This is a genomic window from Alteromonas sp. 5NW40-0090 (assembly GCF_057552975.1).
This window is the reverse complement of sequence record NZ_BAAJLT010000014.1, coordinates 127,554-146,623: the sequence shown is the minus strand read 5'-3', so window position 1 is coordinate 146,623 and position 19,070 is coordinate 127,554. Positions and strand designations below refer to the sequence as shown.

General features: G+C 45.2%; 17 protein-coding genes and 1 pseudogene. 11 read left to right on the top strand and 7 right to left on the bottom strand.

Annotation, left to right across the window (positions count from 1 at the left end):
* Window positions 1–31 precede the first annotated feature (31 nt).
* Together dtd and pip are read right to left on the bottom strand one after the other, a co-directional pair.
* Window positions 32–469, bottom strand: coding sequence for a D-aminoacyl-tRNA deacylase (dtd, locus tag AC27KT_RS17325; RefSeq protein ID WP_039217962.1), 438 nt, complete (start codon window positions 467–469; stop codon window positions 32–34).
* On the bottom strand, window positions 466–1,443 hold the full coding sequence (gene pip / locus AC27KT_RS17320; RefSeq protein WP_487132027.1) for a prolyl aminopeptidase: 978 nt from the start codon (window positions 1,441–1,443) through the stop codon (window positions 466–468). Before pip ends, dtd begins: the two co-directional genes overlap by 4 nt.
* 188 nt (window positions 1,444–1,631) lie before the next feature.
* Here pip and AC27KT_RS17315 point away from each other — a divergent pair, with 188 nt between their 5' ends.
* Both AC27KT_RS17315 and AC27KT_RS17310 read left to right on the top strand, forming a co-directional pair.
* Window positions 1,632–1,874: a hypothetical protein gene (locus AC27KT_RS17315; protein ID WP_039217956.1), complete on the top strand. Its 243-nt coding sequence runs from the start codon at window positions 1,632–1,634 to the stop codon at window positions 1,872–1,874.
* Window positions 1,871–2,509, top strand: a complete 639-nt coding sequence (locus AC27KT_RS17310) for a DUF2959 domain-containing protein (protein ID WP_487132025.1) — start codon at window positions 1,871–1,873, stop codon at window positions 2,507–2,509. The genes AC27KT_RS17315 and AC27KT_RS17310 overlap by 4 nt, the downstream gene beginning before the upstream one ends.
* A gap of 68 nt (window positions 2,510–2,577) precedes the next feature.
* Here the strand turns inward: AC27KT_RS17310 and AC27KT_RS17305 are convergent, their stop codons facing one another.
* Together AC27KT_RS17305 and metF are read right to left on the bottom strand one after the other, a co-directional pair.
* Entirely contained in the window at window positions 2,578–3,462 is an 885-nt protein-coding gene (locus tag AC27KT_RS17305; RefSeq protein ID WP_487132023.1) for a virulence factor BrkB family protein, read from the bottom strand.
* Between the two features lie 225 nt (window positions 3,463–3,687).
* The gene (gene metF, locus AC27KT_RS17300) at window positions 3,688–4,575 is read right to left on the bottom strand and encodes a methylenetetrahydrofolate reductase (RefSeq protein WP_014950980.1); all 888 of its coding nucleotides are present in this window, start codon (window positions 4,573–4,575) and stop codon (window positions 3,688–3,690) included.
* A 161-nt stretch (window positions 4,576–4,736) separates the two neighbouring features.
* Between metF and metJ the strand changes: the two genes are divergently transcribed.
* Window positions 4,737–5,069 (top strand): met regulon transcriptional regulator MetJ, encoded by a 333-nt coding sequence (metJ, locus tag AC27KT_RS17295; protein WP_014950979.1) that lies wholly within the window; start codon window positions 4,737–4,739, stop codon window positions 5,067–5,069.
* Window positions 5,070–5,232: 163 nt separating this feature from the next.
* Here the strand turns inward: metJ and AC27KT_RS17290 are convergent, their stop codons facing one another.
* Window positions 5,233–6,468: a malic enzyme-like NAD(P)-binding protein gene (locus tag AC27KT_RS17290; RefSeq protein ID WP_487132020.1), complete on the bottom strand. Its 1,236-nt coding sequence runs from the start codon at window positions 6,466–6,468 to the stop codon at window positions 5,233–5,235.
* Window positions 6,469–7,148: 680 nt separating this feature from the next.
* On the opposite strand from AC27KT_RS17290, the gene AC27KT_RS17285 reads away from it, so the two are divergent.
* The gene (locus AC27KT_RS17285) at window positions 7,149–7,466 is read left to right on the top strand and encodes a hypothetical protein (protein WP_487132018.1); all 318 of its coding nucleotides are present in this window, start codon (window positions 7,149–7,151) and stop codon (window positions 7,464–7,466) included.
* Window positions 7,467–7,671: 205 nt separating this feature from the next.
* Here AC27KT_RS17285 and rpmE read toward each other — a convergent pair whose 3' ends face one another.
* Complete coding sequence (gene rpmE / locus AC27KT_RS17280; protein WP_014950975.1) at window positions 7,672–7,884, bottom strand: 50S ribosomal protein L31; 213 nt, start codon at window positions 7,882–7,884, stop codon at window positions 7,672–7,674.
* Window positions 7,885–8,335: 451 nt separating this feature from the next.
* Between rpmE and priA the strand changes: the two genes are divergently transcribed.
* The 3 genes from priA (at window position 8,336) to AC27KT_RS17265 (ending at window position 11,525) form a co-directional block, all read left to right on the top strand.
* The gene (gene priA / locus AC27KT_RS17275; RefSeq protein ID WP_487132015.1) at window positions 8,336–10,525 is read left to right on the top strand and encodes a primosomal protein N'; all 2,190 of its coding nucleotides are present in this window, start codon (window positions 8,336–8,338) and stop codon (window positions 10,523–10,525) included.
* 132 nt (window positions 10,526–10,657) lie between these two features.
* Window positions 10,658–11,236: an SPOR domain-containing protein gene (locus AC27KT_RS17270; protein ID WP_487132013.1), complete on the top strand. Its 579-nt coding sequence runs from the start codon at window positions 10,658–10,660 to the stop codon at window positions 11,234–11,236.
* Window positions 11,237–11,321: 85 nt separating this feature from the next.
* A complete protein-coding gene (locus AC27KT_RS17265) occupies window positions 11,322–11,525 on the top strand; it encodes a hypothetical protein (protein ID WP_487132104.1) in 204 nt (67 codons plus the stop codon).
* A gap of 20 nt (window positions 11,526–11,545) precedes the next feature.
* Here the strand turns inward: AC27KT_RS17265 and AC27KT_RS17260 are convergent.
* Window positions 11,546–11,815, bottom strand: a pseudogene (locus AC27KT_RS17260) (DUF1294 domain-containing protein); the annotation flags it as partial.
* Window positions 11,816–12,067: 252 nt separating this feature from the next.
* Between AC27KT_RS17260 and hslV the strand changes: the two are divergent.
* The 4 genes from hslV (at window position 12,068) to AC27KT_RS17240 (ending at window position 19,050) form a co-directional block, all read left to right on the top strand.
* Complete coding sequence (hslV, locus tag AC27KT_RS17255) at window positions 12,068–12,592, top strand: ATP-dependent protease subunit HslV (protein WP_014950969.1); 525 nt, start codon at window positions 12,068–12,070, stop codon at window positions 12,590–12,592.
* Window positions 12,593–12,674: 82 nt separating this feature from the next.
* Entirely contained in the window at window positions 12,675–14,003 is a 1,329-nt protein-coding gene (hslU, locus tag AC27KT_RS17250) for an ATP-dependent protease ATPase subunit HslU (RefSeq protein WP_061096006.1), read from the top strand.
* Between the two features lie 410 nt (window positions 14,004–14,413).
* Entirely contained in the window at window positions 14,414–17,308 is a 2,895-nt protein-coding gene (locus AC27KT_RS17245) for a SusC/RagA family TonB-linked outer membrane protein (protein ID WP_487132102.1), read from the top strand.
* A 26-nt stretch (window positions 17,309–17,334) separates the two neighbouring features.
* Entirely contained in the window at window positions 17,335–19,050 is a 1,716-nt protein-coding gene (locus AC27KT_RS17240; RefSeq protein WP_487132010.1) for a RagB/SusD family nutrient uptake outer membrane protein, read from the top strand.
* Window positions 19,051–19,070 lie beyond the last annotated feature (20 nt).

Below are 19,070 nucleotides of genomic sequence, written 5' to 3'. Positions count from 1 at the left end.
TGGAATGCTGACTAAGCGTACGATTTCCCCGCTAAACACTAAATTGAAAGGTAACGGGGCCGTCATTGATTAGGCCAACTTGCATGTCGGCACCGAACTCACCTGTGGCTACTTTCATACCTTTATTTTTTAGTGCTTGCACAAACTTTTCATAAATAGCTTGGCCATGCTCTGGCGATGCGCCGCGAGAGAACCCGGGACGATTACCTTTTTGGGTATCTGCGACTAGAGTGAACTGGGAAACCACCAATATCTCTCCATCGACTTGTTCAATATTTAAATTCATTTTTCCATCTTTATCGCTAAACATACGATACCGACAGAGTTTATTCGCCAGTTTTTCTATTTCCGCTTCACTGTCTTTTTTCTCAACACCTAAAAGTACCAGCATGCCTTGACCAATTTCGCCAATAATATTGCCGTCAACGGTGACATTGGCTTCTGATACTCGTTGGATAAGTCCTATCACTTAGATGACTCCTGAATAAAACGTGACATGTCGCGAGTGGCACGGCAAAGCGCATAACCTATGCTGGGTTCAGATGTACTATGCCCAGCATCGGGTATAATTTGCAACTGACTCTGAGGCCATGCTTTGTGAAGGGTTTCAGCGGCTTCAGTTTTACAAATCATATCGTAGCGACCGTGGATGATAGTGCCCGGAATATGGCTTATTTTTTCAATGTTATCAAGAATATAGTTTTCATCTAAAAAACATTGGTTAGACAAAAAATGACACTCTAGGGTTGCAAGGCAAGTGACTAGCTGCATAGGATAATTAGTTGTAGAGTCTCCAACGCCTGGCGGTAAAGTAACACGGGATAACCGCTCTTCCCACTGGTACCAGCGTTTTAACGCTGCGTGACGTAATACATCGTTGCTCGAACGTACCATTGCGCTATAAAAACTGCAGACTGCGCTGGAAGTGATTGGTGTTGGCACATCCTTAGTGAATTTACGGTAGTACTCGGGAAATAACTGAGCTGCACAGCCATTTGGCGATAGAAACCAATCCCTGTCTTCCTGTCGAGCTAAAAATACGCCACGTAGAATGAGTCCTGTCACTCGCGGCGTGTACTTTAACGCGTAAAGCAGTGCGAGTGTTGACCCCCACGAACCGCCAAACAATAGGAATTTAGGTATTGAGAGGTGCGTTCGAAGCGCTTCAATATCTTCAACATTGGACCATGTATCGTTATTAAGTGTATCGGCAGCGGGGGTGGAACGGCCACAGCCGCGTTGCTCATAACCTATTATTCGATACTTGTTGCTATCAAAAAAGCATTTGTAATTAGGCGGTAAACCCGCGCCAGGCCCGCCGTGAATGAAAAGGACGGGGATGCCGTTTGGATTACCACTTTGCTCGAAGTAAAGCGAATGCCCACTTCCCACTTCGATAAATCCATTTTCATAGTAGGTAACATCGGGGTAAAGTCGTTTCATTTTGTTTCTGCGCGTTGTGTGAGTGCCTGTTTTAGTTTAGTTTATTGTTATACAAACGTTTGCGTGCTGACTGCTTCAACGCTGCTTTTGCTTGTTAAATAAGCGATTAACGCTAAGTCTATACTATAGAACAAGTGTCATTACGTGCTAGCTAATCATATTATAGTCATAAATGCGAGGATGTTGATATGGCAGGTCAAGGATCGGGCGGTAATGTAATTGCCGCAATTTGTAACTTCTTTATTCCCGGGTTAGGTCACCTAGTCCAAGGTAGAATTTTAGGCGCATTGTTCTTTTTCGTAACCGTGGGCGTATGTTATGCCTTAGCTGCAACGGTTGTGCTTGCCATCGTCTTTTGGCCTTTAGGTGCCCTTCTGCATTTAATTTGTATTATAAGCGCAGCACGATTTAGAGGTGGAGTAACCGCATGAAGTTAATCGCATCAGCATTTGTTGCTATGCTTGCCCTTAGTGGGTGTCAGTCTGCATATTACGCAGCATGGGAAAAGGTGGGCGTTGAAAAGCGCGATATCCTAGTTGACCGGGTTGAAAACGCAAAAGAATCGCAGGAAGACGCACAGGAGCAGTTTAATTCTGCATTAGAAGCATTTAGTGCGGCAGTTGCGTTCGATGGCGGAGAGTTAGAAGACGTTTACAACCGCTTGAATGGTCAGTACGAAGACAGCGTTGCCGCTTCAGAAGAAGTGAGTTCACGTATTGATAAAGTAGAAAGCGTTGCTGAAGCTTTGTTTGATGAGTGGTCGGATGAACTCGAAAAGTACGAAAACGCCTCGCTCAAGCGTGATAGTGCAGCAAAGCTTCGCGAAACGAAGCGTCGTTACGCTTCGTTAATGACGGCTATGCGCAAAGCAGAAAGCAAAATGCCGCCGGTGTTAAGCGCGCTTCAAGATAATGTGCTGTACTTAAAGCACAATCTAAATGCCAGCGCGATTGGCGCACTGCAGGGCGAACTTTCTACTATTGAAAACAACGTTGCCCAGCTTATCAGACAAATGAATTCAGCGATTGCTGAGTCTGATGCGTTTATTTCTTCAATGAAAAACTAGCTTTTGGGCAGAGATAGACACGAAGGGAGCCAGCGGCTCCCTTTTTTATTTTAAACTTGTAGGGCTAATTATTCTTGAGGGACTTTGCGCGGTTCGTTTTCTGCTTTTCGGTTTTCAAAAGCTTCACCTAAGCTGCAGGTAAATTCAGCACCAAACAACACAATGATCCACGACAAATACACCCATAAAAATAGGATAGGTACCACCGCAAGCGCGCCGTATATAAGCTCGTATGAAGGAAAGTTTGTTACATATAGCGCAAAGCCTGACTTCGTTATTTCAAAAGCGACAGTAGCTACGATCGCACCAACCAATGCGTGACGAGCAAATACTCTTCTATTCGGCACCACCATATATAAAATGGTGAAAGCAAGCATGGCAGCGCCGCTAGGTACAAGACTAAGTAAGAAAGTGCCCAGTCCAGGTGTGTATTCTTCTGTGAAAGCCGCAAGACCTGTCAAATAAGAGCTAACTACCACACTAGAACCAATAAGCATAGGACCCAAGGTGATCACCATCCAGTAGATAGCAAAGGTATACACAATAGGTCTGTCACTTTGCGTACGCCAAATTCTATTAAGGGTTTTATCTACATTTGAAATAAGCATTAACGCAACGACCAGCAGCGACAAAATACCAATAGCGCTCATTTGCGAGGCGTTGCCCACAAAATCGGTCATGTATTTATGCACTACATCACTGGCGGTGGGAACAAAATTGCTAAATATAAAATGCTCTAGCTTGCTTCTTACCGAAGCGAAAGCAGGGAAAGCTGACATAATGGTGAAAGTCACCATTATAAATGGCACCAAAGATAACAAGGTTACATAGGCTAAGTGCCCAGCAGAAATAGTAATATTGTCTTCTCTACAGCGCTTTATGAAAATGCTAAAGAGATCTCTAACCTGAGGAGTAACATTGTTATATAAGGTTTTAACCTTGTCTAAATCCACTCAATTTCTCCTGACGATACCTTGTAAAAGATGAATAGCGCGGCCTTATCAATGCGGACTGATATAAGGCATCGATAGTTCAATACATGTATATCAGATGGTAACTGCGGGCGGCCTTGGTGGCAAAGTTTAATGCAGGTTTAAAACAGCAAAGGCGCATTGATTGCGCCTTTTGTGAAGTGAATCATGCAAAAATGACATCACCCTTGTGATAATTGTTATTTATTAAGCGCCTGAACGCACGCCCAGCATGTGGCAGATGGCGTAGCTTAATTCACTACGGTTTAAGGTATAGAAATGGAAGTGTTTCACCCCTTCTTTAGCCAATACCTTTACTTGGTCCATGGCAATGTTAGCGCCTATCAGGTTACGGGTGGCTTGGTCGTCGGCATCAAGGCCGTCGAACATTTTGTGCAACCATCCCGGCACATGCACGTTTGTAAACCCTGCAAATTTCACTAATGTTTGATAGTTAGTTACCGGCAAAATACCCGGAACTATATCTAAGTCGACACCAGCTGCAGCTGCACGGTCTCTAAATCGAAGGTAAACACTGGTATCGAAGAAGAATTGGGTAATCGCTTCTGTAGCGCCTGCTTCTGCCTTTCGCTTTAGGTTTAGCAAATCAAACTGTGCATTTGGCGCTTCTGGATGCTTCTCTGGATAGGCGGCAACAGAAATATCAAAATCGGCAACGTCTTTTAGCAAGGCAACAAGATCAGAGGCGTACATCTCTGTTTTCTCTACCCCTGGCGGTAAATCGCCACGAAGCGCAACAATACGGCGAATGCCTGAATCCCAGTAGTCTTTAGCAATTTGTTTAAGTTCATCTCGGCTAGCATCAACACAGGTCAAGTGAGGAACAGCTGCTACACCGGTTTGCTGCTGAATGCGCTTAACTACGTCGTGGGTTCTGTCACGTTCACCGCTATTCGCGCCGTAGGTTACCGACATGTAGCTTGGCTTTAGTGGCGCTAGGCGTTCAACAGACTTCCATAAGGTCTGTTCCATGGCTTCCGTTTTAGGCGGAAAAAATTCAAAAGATACATCAATATCACGCAGTTCCGACAGGGACTGGTTTAATGCATCGATACCTTGTGCGTAAGAAACCATGGCTTTTACTCTCAAAAATGTATTCTTATAGACGTTTAGACGTCTAAATTAAAGAATATATGTCTAGACGTCAAGAGGTTTACACTGCTCAATTGACCTTTTCGTGAACTTGTTTAGAATTTCTCTTCATAATATAAAAAAGAGTAGACCGAGTTAGTACAATGGCAGAATGGAACGGTAAATATATTCACCCCTACGCAGAGCACGGGAAAAAGAGCGAGCAGGTAAAGAAAGTCACTGTCTCTATACCTATTAATGTGCTTAAAGCACTTACTGATGAGCGTACCCGCCGCCAAATCAATAATTTGCGTCACGCCACTAATTCGGAATTGCTTTGCGAGGCGTTTTTACACGCATTTACCGGGCAACCTTTGCCTAACGATGATGACTTGCGTAAAGACAATCCTAATCGCGTGCCGGCTGAAGCAAGACGTATTATGGAAGAAATGGGTATTGACCCTAGCTTCGAAAACGATGTGTCGGAAGACGACTGATATTTAGTATTAAAGAGAAACGGCGCTTTGTTGTAAGTTATTGCTAGTTGATAACCTACAACACGGCGCCGTTTTTTATGTACTTGTATTCTCTAAGCGCACTTTGTAGCAAATAAAGGTTGAGCACTAGCCCCACCATTTTTTTGCCTTATGCGCCAGAATTTTATTCTTCTGGGCTTTCAGGTACGCGTGCAACACCAGATTCAATAGCAGCCTTAGACACGGCGGTAGCAATACGCTCGCATAAACGCGGATCCATAGGTTTAGGAATAATGTACTCTTTACCAAATGTCAGGCTATCACTTTTACTCGCAGCTAATACTTCCTCTGGTACAGGCTCTTTCGTAATAGCACGAAGGGCTTCTACTGCTGCTACTTTCATTTCATCGTTGATGGCCGTTGCACGAACATCTAGCGCGCCACGGAAAATAAACGGGAAGCACAGTACGTTGTTTACTTGGTTAGGGTAGTCCGAACGTCCAGTGGCCATAATAAGATCTTTACGTACTTCGTGAGCAAGTTCAGGCTTTATCTCAGGGTCTGGGTTAGAACATGCAAATACAATTGGGTTTTCAGCCATCAAGGCCAGTGTTTCTGGTGGTAAAACATCCGGCCCAGACACACCAACAAAGATATCCGCACCTTCCATTACATCTTCAAGCGTACGCTTGTCAGTATTGTTAGCAAATAGCTTTTTGTGCTCAGTTAAGTCTTCGCGACGAGTATGGATAACGCCTTTTCTGTCTAGCATATAAATACGTTCGCGCTGGGCACCACACTTAATAAGCAGTTCCATACAAGCGACCGCTGCTGCACCGGCCCCCATACACACAATTTTAGCGCTCTCTATGCTTTTGCCCTGAATCTCCAACGCGTTAAGCATACCTGCTGCGGTTACAATAGCGGTACCGTGCTGATCATCATGAAATACTGGAATTTTACAGCGCTTAATTAGCTCTTGTTCAATCTCAAAGCATTCAGGCGCTTTAATGTCTTCTAGGTTAATGCCGCCAAATGTATCGGCGATATTCGCTACCGTATTAATGAACTCTTCGGTCGTACGATGCTTCACTTCAATGTCAATGGCATCCAGTCCAGCAAAGCGTTTAAACAGAAGGGCTTTACCTTCCATAACAGGTTTCGATGCCAGTGGGCCTAGGTTACCCAATCCTAAAATCGCGGTTCCGTTACTGATAACGGCAACCAGGTTTCCTTTACCCGTGTATTTATAGGCGTTATCTGCATCTTCGGCTATTTCTCTGACCGGCTCGGCAACGCCTGGGCTATAGGCGAGAGCAAGGTCGTCCACGCTATCGGCAGGTTTAGATAGCTCTACGCGGATTTTTCCAGGTGTGGGTTTGGCGTGATAGTCGAGTGCGCGTTGTCTAAAATCTGACATGTAAAAAGGTATCCTTAGATGTAGGGTTCATCGGTGTTTTCGTTCACGCTCTGTAGCTATTTTATTGTCGTTATAGTTATAGGTAGATAAACGTAAGCGCGTTACAACCAAGTAATGACAAAAGTGATTATAAATAGTTGTTAGCACTAGGGCTTGTTGATCTTTGTTTTACAGCAATCATCAATAGGCCTTTAGGTGGCATGTGGAAAAAGCAGATTAGGCGTTAACCTTTACTGATTTTGTTCACATACCTTAATGGATACAAGCCTCAGGTTCATGTACCCAAAAGCGCCACAAGTCTTGAAAGTAATGCATTATTCACAGAATTAATGCTCACTATCAAAGTGCCGATCGCAACTCTAACACAGCCAATCACTGTGTACATATCTGATCAGAATTCTCATATACCAATGTAGGGTAGGCATACTAATTAGACCAGTAAAATGGGGCTATAATTGCCATTCATATTATTTATTTTGACTTGTTATAACATTCCTTAGGTCTATTGTGTGGAGGATGAAAACAAAGCTATCGAAAGGCTCTACGTTCTCATAAATGCATAGGACAGAAACCCAAATCAGGAAAATAGAACGCAGGGAGATACCTCGTTAATTCTCCATCCAATATTTCTGATAAAATCCTGTGAAAGCCCACTTAAAATTCGCACTTAAGGCGAGGATATGACAGAAAGAAAACTAATAACCGTGCTAACCGGTGTATGCGAAAGCGTAAAATCTGCCAATAATGGATTTGTTTGGTTAACTCACTTAGGGCATTGGAGAACGCCGCAAGTGATTGCCGTGTTTAATACTGAGCAGGAGAAGCAGCGGGCGTTAACTAATGGTTGGGATATAGACTTCATAAGCCAAGTGAATATTGCTTTGGCGTCAATTAAGTCAGCACCCGTTGGTATTTATTTTGACAGCGAAGAACAATGTAAAAAAGTGAGTGGCGGCAATTGGGATAGGCATTTATCTAATGTAAAAAACCTTCACTGAGTTCAGGTTACGCTGAATGTTGTAAATTAAGCTAAAAACGTTTTCAGAAGGCGAGTTGCAGGGCTTTTTACATTGGCTAGGTAACTGCCCTGACGTAGGATAACGGCGGTAAAGCGCTGTTTGGTGCACCTTGTTTGTGTGAAGCGTGAATTTTAGGCAATAAAAAAGCGCCATAAAGGCGCTTTTTTCGAACTCGATATCAGGCTTACTTTTTGCCCAATGCACCGAAACGCTTCTTGAAGCGATCAACACGACCACCAGTGTCAACGTTACGTTGCTTACCAGTGTAGAATGGGTGACATGAAGAACATACGTCTAGGTTGATGTCTTTACCAAGCGTAGAACGAATGTTCATTACGTTACCACATGAGCAAGTTGCTGTGATTTCTTCGTATTTTGGGTGGATATCTTGTTTCATTGGGTTACCTCACATAATAAGGCCGTATCGCTATACAACCCGAAGTCGCACACCATACGTTACTTAATTCAAATGATAAGTCGTTCAAAGAACAGCCTATCGCAAAAGAGCGGCGCATAATAAAGGATGGCAGGGCCTTGATCAAGCGGTTTTTGGCCAAATGCTAAACAAGAGAGCTAGACAAGGAAGCCGTAGAAAAAGGCCAAACTAAAAACATTCTTTTTATGCTTAACAGTAAAGTATGTTTAAATATTTGTCTTTCAAGGCTAGGCCATATGCGCTAGTAGCAAAATCATGCGCTAATAGCAAAATGTGTTGCTAGCTGTTAGCAGCGCAAACTACTGTAACGTATAGGTCTGCAAGTAGCTTCAGTATAATTAGTTTCAACATAAGAAACTTAGTAAGCGCATTACGCGCTATAACAGTCGTCAAATAAGGTAAAACGTTCGCAATGGCCTTTATCCAAGTTGCCGTGCCAGTGCCACTGCGCCAACTTTTCACATATACCCACAATAGCGCGCTCAGTGCAGGTGTGAGGGTAGTTGTACCTTTTGGTCCGCGCAAACTTGTGGGCGTAGTTGTTGAAACCCTACACAAACCTGAAAGCGACATTGAAAACTCCAACAAGCTAAAAGCCATTGAGTCGGTACTGGACGATAGCCCCATTATAGATGAGGTGCTGCTGAAAATGGCCCAATGGCTGTGGCAGTACTATCATCATGCGCCGGGTGAAGTGTTGCACGCCATGCTGCCTGTTTTATTGCGCAAAGGCGAGTCAGCAGCGCCAACACCTCAAGACATGCTAATGCTTACCGAAGAAGGTAGGCAAAGGGATGCAGACACGTTATCGCGGGCGCCTAAACAACAAGCCTGTTTTACTGCAATGGCCGGTGGTGCCTTATTAGCGTCCCAAGCGCGCAAGCAGTATGGCGCACCTGCGGTCAAAGCGCTTGTCGAAAAGTCATTGGCAAGCATTGAAGAAGTCGCGCCTGAATTTAAGTCAGGCAGTTGGCTTGCCTCGTTATCGGTGTCTGAAAAGCCGGTTCCAGACACAGAACAGTCGGTTGCTATTGCCGCGCTTAACCGTCAGCAAGGCAACTTTGCAGTAAGTTTACTTGAAGGGGTTACCGGTAGCGGTAAAACGGAAGTGTATCTTCAAGCCATCGAACCCTTACTGCGTGAAGGGAAGCAAGTGCTTATCTTGGTACCAGAAATCGGGCTTACGCCGCAAACCGTGTCACGCTTTGAAAAGCGCTTTGGTATTGCAGTGGGCGTTTTACACTCTCAGCTTTCTGATAAGGAACGGCTACAGGTGTGGCAGCGAGCAAAAGCCGGTGAACTCGGTATTATCATTGGTACCCGCTCGGCTATTTTCACCCCGCTGCACAATCCCGGTATGCTGATTGTGGATGAAGAGCACGACGAGTCTTTTAAGCAGCAAGATGGGCTTCGCTATCATGCTCGTGACCTGGCAGCTATGCGTGCCAAGCAGCATAATATTCCGCTTTTACTAGGCAGTGCCACGCCTGCGCTTGAAACACTTAACAATGCGCTAAGCGGTCGTTATGCCCATTTGCAGCTTACCAAGCGAGCAGGAGGGGCGAAAAGCACGCATCAGCATGTGTTAGACGCGCGTGACCAGCCCATTTACTACGGTATTTCGCAAGGCTTGCTAACGATAATGCGCCAGCATATCAGCGCGGGAAACCAGGTATTGGTGTTTGTGAATCGCAGAGGCTATGCGCCAGCGCTGCTCTGCCACCACTGCGGTGAAACCGTCATGTGTAAGCGTTGTGATCGTCCTTACACTGTGCATAAAGCACAGAACCGACTTCAGTGTCATCACTGCGGCGGCATGCGCTCAATGCCATCAAACTGCGAAGCGTGCCATCACAATGAATTAGTTACGGCGGGTACCGGAACCGAGCAAGTTGAGCAAGGGCTTACAAGCTTATTTCCCGGTGTTAAACAGGTACGAATAGACAGCGATACCGTGCGGGGCAAAGATAAACTGCACCAAACGCTTGACGCAATAAACCGCCAAGAGTACCAGCTGCTAGTAGGCACCCAGATACTATCAAAAGGTCACCATTTCCCTCATGTAACCCTAGTTGCAGTACTAGATTGTGATGGTGCTCTTTTTAGTGCGGATTTTAGAGCACCGGAAAAGCTCGCTCAGCTTGTAACTCAGCTTGCTGGAAGAGCTGGGCGCGCCAGTAAACCTGGTGAAATGTGGCTTCAAACTCACAATCCTCACCACCCTTTGCTACAAGATTTAGTGCACAATGGCTATGGCCATTTCGCCAGACACGCATTGATGGAGCGTAAAGCGGCGGGGCTGCCCCCTTTTATTAGCCAATTTGTGATCCGCGCTGAAGCGACCGACAGCAGTTTGGCTTATCGCTTTTTACAAGATAGTAAGCAAGTCTTTCTCCAGCAGCATGCCATTGAGTTAAGTGGACCGTTTCCTTGTCTGATCGAAAAGCGGCAAGGCAGGTTCCGGTTTATGCTGGTATGCAGCCATGAAAAGCGTGCGCCGCTTCACAATGCGCTACGTTTGGCGCTGCCATTTTTACAGGCGTTGCCGCAGGCAATGAAGGTAAGGTGGTCAATAGATATTGATCCTACCGATTTCAGTTAGCTTGTTGGGTAGCAATACGTTAAAATTTTGGCAGGATCGAAGATGCAGAAAAGCCGCTTCTTCATAAAGATTTGGTATATGACGTTTTCTTACGCATACAAACAACGATAACAAGTAGGAATATTGCCGACTATGGCTCAACGCGATTATGTCTCTCGTGGACGCTCCCCTCAAAAAAAGAAGCCTGCTGGTAAAGGTAGAAAGCCAACAGCAAACGCGAAATCTAAAGCCCCAGTTTCAGGCAAGCTTCCTATCGTACGCCTAATTGGTATTTTTGCATTGGTGATTGGCTTTGGTGTGTTTTTGTGGTCGATAAAAGACAATGTAGAAGATGACGTAGATACCCAAGCTTCACGACCTGTTGCACCTACAGAAGAATCTTTACCTGAACTGCCTGAGGAAGAGTGGGAGTACATCAAAACCCTGCCAGGATACGAAGTGGAAGTTGAGGTCAAAGAGCAAGAAAAGTCTGACAAGCGCTACTTAATGCAGTGCGCCTCTTTTAGAACCCGCGCGCAGGCTGAAGAGATGAAAGCCAAAATTGCATTCCAAGGTTTAGAGGCGCTTATAAGACACAGCACCGGCAGTAACGGCGACTGGTTTCGCGTTATTTTAGGCCCTTACGAGTCCAAGCGTGATGCAGAAAAAGCCAAGCACAGTCTGCGTAAAGTGAACATTGCCACATGCCAAATTTGGTACTGGAACTTATAGCAGTTTATTGTAGGTAACACTTAATGCGCTGCATAGGGCGCTGGAATAACGCGTACAGAAAGGATGCGTTTACAAGGAAGTATCAATGAGTATTGCCATCACCGAACAACCAAATTACGCCGCTTATAGCATAGAAGAGCTTGAGGACGTTCTGGAAAATATTGATAAGCAGGCCTTTCCGGAGCGCTACCAGGCAGCAAAGAATGAGCTCGCTACTAATCTAGGTACGCTTGCTTCAAATGTAATTAGCCCAAGCAAAAAAAGGTTAACTAAAACCGTTACCCAATAAACCCTCATAAATGCCGATTTACTACGCTTGTGTTTGAACACCTGCTGGGCAAGCAATGCGCCAGGCCAACCTCCCAATAGGCTTAATAGGTGCAGTTTTGCTTCTGAAACTCGCCACTTGTCTTTTTTTGCGGACGATTTATCAATACCGTAGATAAGCACGGCAAAGAGGCTTAGTGCGCCATAACCCACGGGGACTATGATTGGCAATCGGTCCAGCAAAACGAATAAGGTTAGTACGCCACAAAATAGGGTAAGTAAGGCAAAGGAAAGACTTCTTCGATACTTCATTGATAATCCATTAAATCAGCATGCCGTCAAATAACCATGGGCTTCATTGGCGAGAGTATGCGCTCAATAAATGGTGTATTCAATACACTAGCGAACACGCTAAGCCCACAGAGTAGGCAGCTCTGAGCCACATTCTTTTGTCTTACCCTTGAAATTAAAAAGCCTTCCCCCACTTATTTGATATTGAATTTGAACGCTGCTGCCTTTGCTAGACGAAAAACGCAGCAGCGCCCAGCTAAACGGGGAATTAACGTGACAACGATTGTATCTGTACGACGTGGGAATCAAGTGGTAATGGCCGGTGACGGACAGGTATCACTGGGCAATACCGTAATGAAAGGTAATGCGCGCAAAGTGCGCCGTTTATACCACGACAAGATTTTAGCGGGCTTTGCTGGTGGCACGGCCGACGCATTTACGCTGTTTGAACGCTTTGAAGCAAAGCTAGAAGCGCACCAAGGCCATCTGACTAAAGCGGCGGTAGAGCTTGCCAAAGATTGGCGGACTGATAGGGCGCTTCGCAAACTAGAAGCGCTGCTTGCCGTAGCAGACGAAACCGCATCGTTTATTATTACCGGTAACGGTGACGTGGTGCAGCCAGAACAAGATCTTATCGCGATTGGCTCTGGCGGTAACTATGCACAAGCCGCAGCTACTGCACTACTTGAAAATACGGAGCTAAGCGCGAAAGAAATCGCTGAAAAAGCGTTGACCATTGCCGGTGATATTTGCGTATTCACTAACCATAGCCAAACGGTTGATGTACTAGATTACTAAGTAATAGCGAAAAGCTGTTATCGGCTTGCTGTTGCTCGTTTGCATACGAGTACCACAAGCCCTGTTAGAAAAGGGTTTATTCATGTCTGAAATGACACCAAGAGAAATTGTTCACGAGTTAGACCGTCATATTATCGGTCAACAAGATGCCAAGCGCGCTGTATCTATTGCACTTCGAAATCGCTGGCGTCGTATGCAGCTTGAACCTGAGCTGCGCCAAGAAGTTACGCCAAAAAATATTTTGATGATTGGCCCTACGGGTGTGGGTAAAACCGAAATCGCTCGCCGTTTAGCTAAACTTGCTAATGCGCCGTTCATTAAAGTTGAAGCGACTAAGTTCACTGAAGTGGGCTACGTGGGTAAAGAAGTAGAAACCATCATTCGTGATCTTGCCGACATCGCGGTAAAGATGACGAAAGAAAACGAAATGAAGAAAGTGAAATTCCGCGCAGAAGAAGCAGCGGAAGAGCGAATTCTAGATGTTTTGCTTCCTCCTCCAGAAGATGCGTGGGGTAATAAGGAAAACGTTGAAGATCGCGGTACGCGCCAAGCATTTCGTAAAAAGCTTCGTCAGGGCGACCTAGACGACAAAGAAATTGAAATTGATGTAGCACTTCCGCAAATGGGCGTAGAAATTATGGCGCCTCCTGGTATGGAAGAAATGACTAATCAGCTTCAAGGCATGTTCCAAAACTTGTCGGGTTCGCAAAAGAAAAAGAAGAAGCTGAAAATTAAAGAAGCGTTCAAACTACTAATTGAAGAAGAGGCTGCACGCCTTGTAAATCAAGAAGATTTGAAAGAAAAAGCGATAGAGTCGGTAGAACAGCACGGTATTGTGTTTATCGACGAAATTGACAAAATCTGTAAACGCGAGGGCAACTCGTCGGCCGATGTGTCTCGCGAAGGTGTTCAGCGTGACTTGCTTCCACTTGTGGAAGGTTCAACGGTATCGACAAAACACGGCATGGTTAAAACCGACCATATCTTGTTTATTGCTTCAGGTGCATTCCAAATGAGTAAGCCGTCTGATCTTATTCCAGAGCTTCAGGGGCGTCTTCCAATTCGCGTTGAGCTATCTGCTCTTAAAGTCGGCGACTTCAAGCGCATTCTTACCGAGCCGAATGCGTCATTAACTCACCAGTACATTGCGCTAATGAAGACAGAAGGCGTGGATATTAGTTTCGACGATTCTGGTATTCAGCGTATAGCCGAAGCGGCATGGCAGGTGAATGAACGCACTGAAAACATTGGTGCCCGCCGTTTGCACACCGTGCTTGAGCGCCTTATGGAAGACATCTCGTTTGACGCCTCTGAAAAGAGCGGTGAGTCATTCGTGATTGACGCAGACTACGTTAACAGCCACCTAGAAACCTTGGTAGATAACGAAGATCTGTCGCGATTTATTTTATAATGCAGTTTTGAGATAGCGAATAGCTCAGCTAAAAAGCTTATCGGGTATAACATGACCCAGTGAGCTTTTGAAAATAGAGTATTTAAGCCCAGAGATATGCTCTGGGCTTTTTATTTTTCATTCAAAAATCTTGTCTTAATATTGTTACATAACATTTTAACGTTGCCCTCCTGCAAAATTTTTCGGCATACCAACTTCTAAAAGCCCCAATTAAAAACGACGTAGCGTGTAAAACCTCTTGTTAAATTTTTGTTGATCAGACTTTACATAAATAGTATAAACTAAAAAGACAACGTTGTTTATTTGAAATTACACCACTTCAACAATCAAGGCGCGATATGAAAAATTACACATTGCATCCATTAACACGTCAGCTAAGGAAGGCCATAAAGCCTACTCCACTTTTACTGATGCTAATGGCAACGTCGTTACAAGCTCAAGAGGCTGGGTCTGGGTCTGATGATTCGGAATTGCCAGAGGAAGTAGAAGTAATAGAGATTTCTTACGGTTATAGCGCCGTCGAGAAGAAAGATTTGACTGGGGCAATAGCCACAGTGGACATCGAAGACGTGATTGATTTGCCTGCTGGTAACATTATGCAAAATCTTCAGGGAAGAGTACCTGGTTTACAAATCACCACGACAGGTAATCCAAGTTCGACAGCAACCGTGAGGATCCGCGGTCAGGGACTAGGACCTCTTGGCAACAATGACCCGCTTTACATAATCGATGGAATTCCAACAAAGTCTGGTTTACACGAAATTAACAGCAACGATATTGCCGATGTACAGGTGTTACGTGATGCGGCCGCTGCAAGTATTTATGGGGCTCGCTCTGGAAACGGTGTAATTGTTGTAACCACAAAGAAAGGTCACGATGGCCTGGATTTTAACTTCCGATACAACCAGAGTATTGAAGAATATGACTATGACCTACAGCCACTCAACACGTTAGAGCGTGGAGCCGTAGTGTGGCAGGCGGCAGTCAATGACGGGTCAAACCCTAATTCAGCAAGCCCGCTTTATACATTTGACTGGAACCAAAATTTTCAAAATCCAGAATTATATTCGGTCATTCTGCCTACCTTTACTGATCCCGAAGGTGTTCAACGCCCCGCCGATACGAGATGGTTTGATGAAGTTACAAGAACCTCTAAAGTCTCTGATGCGAATTTCTCGGTGGCAGGCGGCAATGACGTTTCTAAGTTCTATACATCGCTGGGCTATTTTGAGGCCGAGGGTATCGTAGATGGTTCCAAGTTCGAGCGATTAGCTTTCAGAGTCAATTCTGAACATGTCGTTGTTGAAGATAAATTAAAAGTCGGTCAGACATTTTTGATCACTGATCAACAAGCTAACCTTATCAACGACCTAGCGGGTCAGATTTTAGGACTATCAATTGAGCAGCAGTCAATCGTTCCCGTTTACAACGATGTAGGAGGCTGGGGTGGGCCGGTACCTGGAATTACTGACAGAGACAATCCGGTTCGAATAATCGAGCAAAATCGTGATAACGGCCATACCTACAATAAACTCATGGCGAACTTTTTTGTTGAGTACACACCGATTGAAAACTTAACGCTTAGAGGAAATGTAGGGGTTGATTACAGTCAGTTTTATTTTAGAAATTTCACGCGTGCGTTTACCGCTGGCTCACTCAGTGGCGCAGACAGATTAACGGTTGAAGACAACTGGAATCAAAGCATCATTACTGGCGCTACAGCCACTTACAAACTCGTACTTGATGACCTGCACAAGTTCAATTTCTTAGCCGGGGTTGAGCAAATTAATTATGAGCGTGAATTATCCCGAGGCATTGGGTCAGGCTTCGCTTCGGATGACCGTTCTTTCGCTTATCTGTCACAGGCTACGTCGGATGTAAGAGTAGAAGGCGAAGGAGACAACTGGTCCCTCGATTCCCAGTTTGCACGAGTGGACTATAACTATGATAACCGTTACTTGTCCTCATTTACAATTCGTCGAGACGGGTCGTCGAGATTTGGTGATGCTAATGAGTACGGTAATTTTCCAGCAGCGTCATTGGGCTGGGTTGTTAGCAACGAAGACTTTTTCGATATTGATTTTATCGACACCTTAAAGTTCAGGGGAAGCTGGGGGGAAACGGGTAATCAGGAAATTCCTACTGATGCGACGGTAACAACTTATATACCCCGTTATGCGACCCAGTCACTTTTCACAAACCAGCAAGATGAGGGCACAGCATACGACATTACTGGCGCAAATGGCGGCACATTGCCTTCGGGCTTTGTTCGGGCGCAAACTGGCAACGCAGATCTGAAATGGGAAACATCAACGCAGGTTAACTTCGGCTTAGACTTCGAATTGTTTGAGAGAACGGTTTATGGAAGCTTTGATTGGTTTAAAAAAGAAACCCGCGACATTCTTACTCTCACTCAACCAATTGCAACGCTTGGCGAAGGGGCGCAAAAGTGGGTCAATGGCGGCACCATTGAAAATGCCGGTGTTGAATTGGTACTTGGATATGAAAAGTGGATAGATACGGGCTTGCTGGAAGACGAGTTGCTTGTAGATATCAACTTCAATATATCTTCGGCTGAAAACACCGTTACAGCCTTGCCTGAAGATGTCGTTAATTCCTTTGGCGGAAATGGACAAGATAAAACAATCTTGGGGCGTTCAATTAACTCAGTATATGGGTATGTAGCAGACGGTATATTCCAAAATCAAGATGAAGTGAATGAACATGCTACACAATCGGGCGCAGCACCGGGTCGAATCCGTTGGCTAGACCTAGATGGAAATGGCGTTATTGATGAGAACGACCAAGACTTCTTTGCAGACACGGATCCAGATTTTATCTATGGAATGAACTTCACGTTTAAATATAGAGACTGGGACTTCAACATGTTCTGGCAAGGGATCAAAGGAGGACAGATAAGGAATAACTGGCGACTATTCACCGATTTCACTTCTTTAAACATTGGCTCAAATTATGGTGCACGAACGCTTGATGCCTGGACTCCTCAAAATACAGACAGCGATGTCCCTGCGCTTACCCTGATTGATAACAATGGGGAGGGCCGTCAGTCTAGCTTTTTCTGGGAAGAGGGCACTTACCTAAAACTTCGCAATATCAGCGTGGGTTACACCCCTACATTAGATTTCATCGAACGCTTAGGCCTTAACGATGCACGCATTTATTTGCAGGCTCAGAATCTTTTGACTATCACGCCTGATGGCACTTTGAGTGAAGATCCTGAAACTCCTAATGAAGTTTTTCCTGTACCCCGCCGCGTCACTCTCGGGCTGGAATTCTCTTTTTAAGCTAACAGGATAATGGATAAAGACACATGAACTATATAAGCAAACTTTTGACAACAAGCTTGATTGCGCTTTCAGTCGTATCGTGCGGAGGAAGCGATGAATTGGACAGTGAACCACAAGCAGTGCTCACAGAAGATCAGGTAGCAACGACTGAGAATATAGATGCTTTGGTTATCGCCACGTACTCCTATCTTGGCAATGATCACTACACAGCACCTAATTATCTGTGGCCGACAGGCAACCTTCGCGCTGGTGATGCGCACAAAGGTGGAAACGGTCCTTCGGATATCTTTGCATACCACGCACTTTCAATGTACGAGCCGTTAGTGCCGGATATGGAGTCATTCCCACCTGATTTGATCGATCTCAACAATAAGAAATGGACACGCAACTATACCGGTATTTCAAGAGCTAACGCGGCACTTAAGGTTATTGCTGAGACGCCTTCTGGTGAATTACCAGGCGCTGATGAAAAAGCGGCAGAGTTACGTTTTTTAAGAGCTATCTTTTATTTCGATTTGAAAATCCATCACAAGCATATCCCTTGGATTGATGAAACGATGACTCAAGAGGAAGTACTTGCGACGACGAACCGCGATCTCACAGACCAGCAGTTATGGGACAACATCGCAGCAGATTTTCGTTTTGCCGCGAACACCTTGCCAGATGTTCAGCAGGATGTCGGCCGGGCGTCCGCACTATCAGCCAAAGCCTATTTAGCGAAAACCCTTTTGTATCAGGCGTATGAGCAAGACGAACTGCACAATGTGGTGAATATCAATCAGCAGAAACTCGAAGAAGTAGTCAGCTTGGTAGATAGTATTGAAGCCAGTGGACAGTACGGTCTTTACGACGATTATGCAGAGAATTTTCTTATCGAATTTGAGAATGGAAAGGAGTCTGTATTTGCCATTCAGCGTTCATTGAATGATGGCAGTCCTGACGGAAGAGGTTCTTGGTCTAGCGCGTTGAATGCGCCGATGTCAGGCGGTTTTGGTTGCTGTGGTTTCCACGTTCCAACAGAAAACTTTGTTAACGCGTTTAAGACTGATAACTCGGGTTTGCCCCGCTTCAACACATTCAATGACAGTGTGTATAACGTAAATATTGACCATGTTGACCCTCGGCTCGACCATACAGTGGCGATGGAAGGCAAGCCATTTAAGTACGACCCTGAACTTATCCATGGCGGCGACAGCTGGGCACGGGCACCAGGTATCTATGGCAATTACACGGGAATGAAAGACTTAGAACACCCTGAATGTGACTGCCGGGGTGAGAACGGTCCTTTCCCAATATTCTCTCTCAATACCGTATTAGTACGCTATGCCGATGTATTGCTTTGGAAAGCAGAAGCGCTGATAGAGCTCGACCGCTGGGAAGAAGCAACTCCGATTATCAATCGTCTTAGAGAGCGGGCCGCAGCCAGCACGGCGAGATTAAACGATGCGAGCTTATACCGTATTGGCACTTACGACACATTTACCGGTAAAGCAGAAGCAAGGCAGGCACTGCGCTGGGAAAGGCGCGTCGAGTTAGGGCTAGAAGGTCATCGATTTTTCGATTTGGTTCGCTGGGGCGTGGCTAAAGAGACCATTGACGAATACCTCACTACTGAGCGCGGCAGAAAGCCCTACTTGGAAGACGCTGCATTTACCAAAAATAAGCATGAATACCTACCAATCCCTAATCAGCAGATTAATTTGAGTGGCGGAATTTATATACAGAATCCGGGCTATTAAGCCCGGTATTCCTAAAGTGG

What these genes read in the sequence shown, in the direction of transcription:
- pip (WP_487132027.1), bottom strand. Translation starts at nt 1,443, where the DNA reads ATGAAACGACTTTACCCCGATGTTACCTACTATGAAAATGGATTTATC.
- AC27KT_RS17315 (WP_039217956.1), top strand. Translation starts at nt 1,632, where the DNA reads ATGGCAGGTCAAGGATCGGGCGGTAATGTAATTGCCGCAATTTGTAAC.
- AC27KT_RS17310 (WP_487132025.1), top strand. Translation starts at nt 1,871, where the DNA reads ATGAAGTTAATCGCATCAGCATTTGTTGCTATGCTTGCCCTTAGTGGG.
- metF (WP_014950980.1), bottom strand. Translation starts at nt 4,575, where the DNA reads ATGGTTTCTTACGCACAAGGTATCGATGCATTAAACCAGTCCCTGTCG.
- metJ (WP_014950979.1), top strand. Translation starts at nt 4,737, where the DNA reads ATGGCAGAATGGAACGGTAAATATATTCACCCCTACGCAGAGCACGGG.
- AC27KT_RS17290 (WP_487132020.1), bottom strand. Translation starts at nt 6,468, where the DNA reads ATGTCAGATTTTAGACAACGCGCACTCGACTATCACGCCAAACCCACA.
- AC27KT_RS17285 (WP_487132018.1), top strand. Translation starts at nt 7,149, where the DNA reads ATGACAGAAAGAAAACTAATAACCGTGCTAACCGGTGTATGCGAAAGC.
- rpmE (WP_014950975.1), bottom strand. Translation starts at nt 7,884, where the DNA reads ATGAAACAAGATATCCACCCAAAATACGAAGAAATCACAGCAACTTGC.
- priA (WP_487132015.1), top strand. Translation starts at nt 8,336, where the DNA reads ATGGCCTTTATCCAAGTTGCCGTGCCAGTGCCACTGCGCCAACTTTTC.
- AC27KT_RS17270 (WP_487132013.1), top strand. Translation starts at nt 10,658, where the DNA reads ATGGCTCAACGCGATTATGTCTCTCGTGGACGCTCCCCTCAAAAAAAG.
- AC27KT_RS17265 (WP_487132104.1), top strand. Translation starts at nt 11,322, where the DNA reads ATGAGTATTGCCATCACCGAACAACCAAATTACGCCGCTTATAGCATA.
- hslU (WP_061096006.1), top strand. Translation starts at nt 12,675, where the DNA reads ATGTCTGAAATGACACCAAGAGAAATTGTTCACGAGTTAGACCGTCAT.
- AC27KT_RS17245 (WP_487132102.1), top strand. Translation starts at nt 14,414, where the DNA reads ATGCTAATGGCAACGTCGTTACAAGCTCAAGAGGCTGGGTCTGGGTCT.
- AC27KT_RS17240 (WP_487132010.1), top strand. Translation starts at nt 17,335, where the DNA reads ATGAACTATATAAGCAAACTTTTGACAACAAGCTTGATTGCGCTTTCA.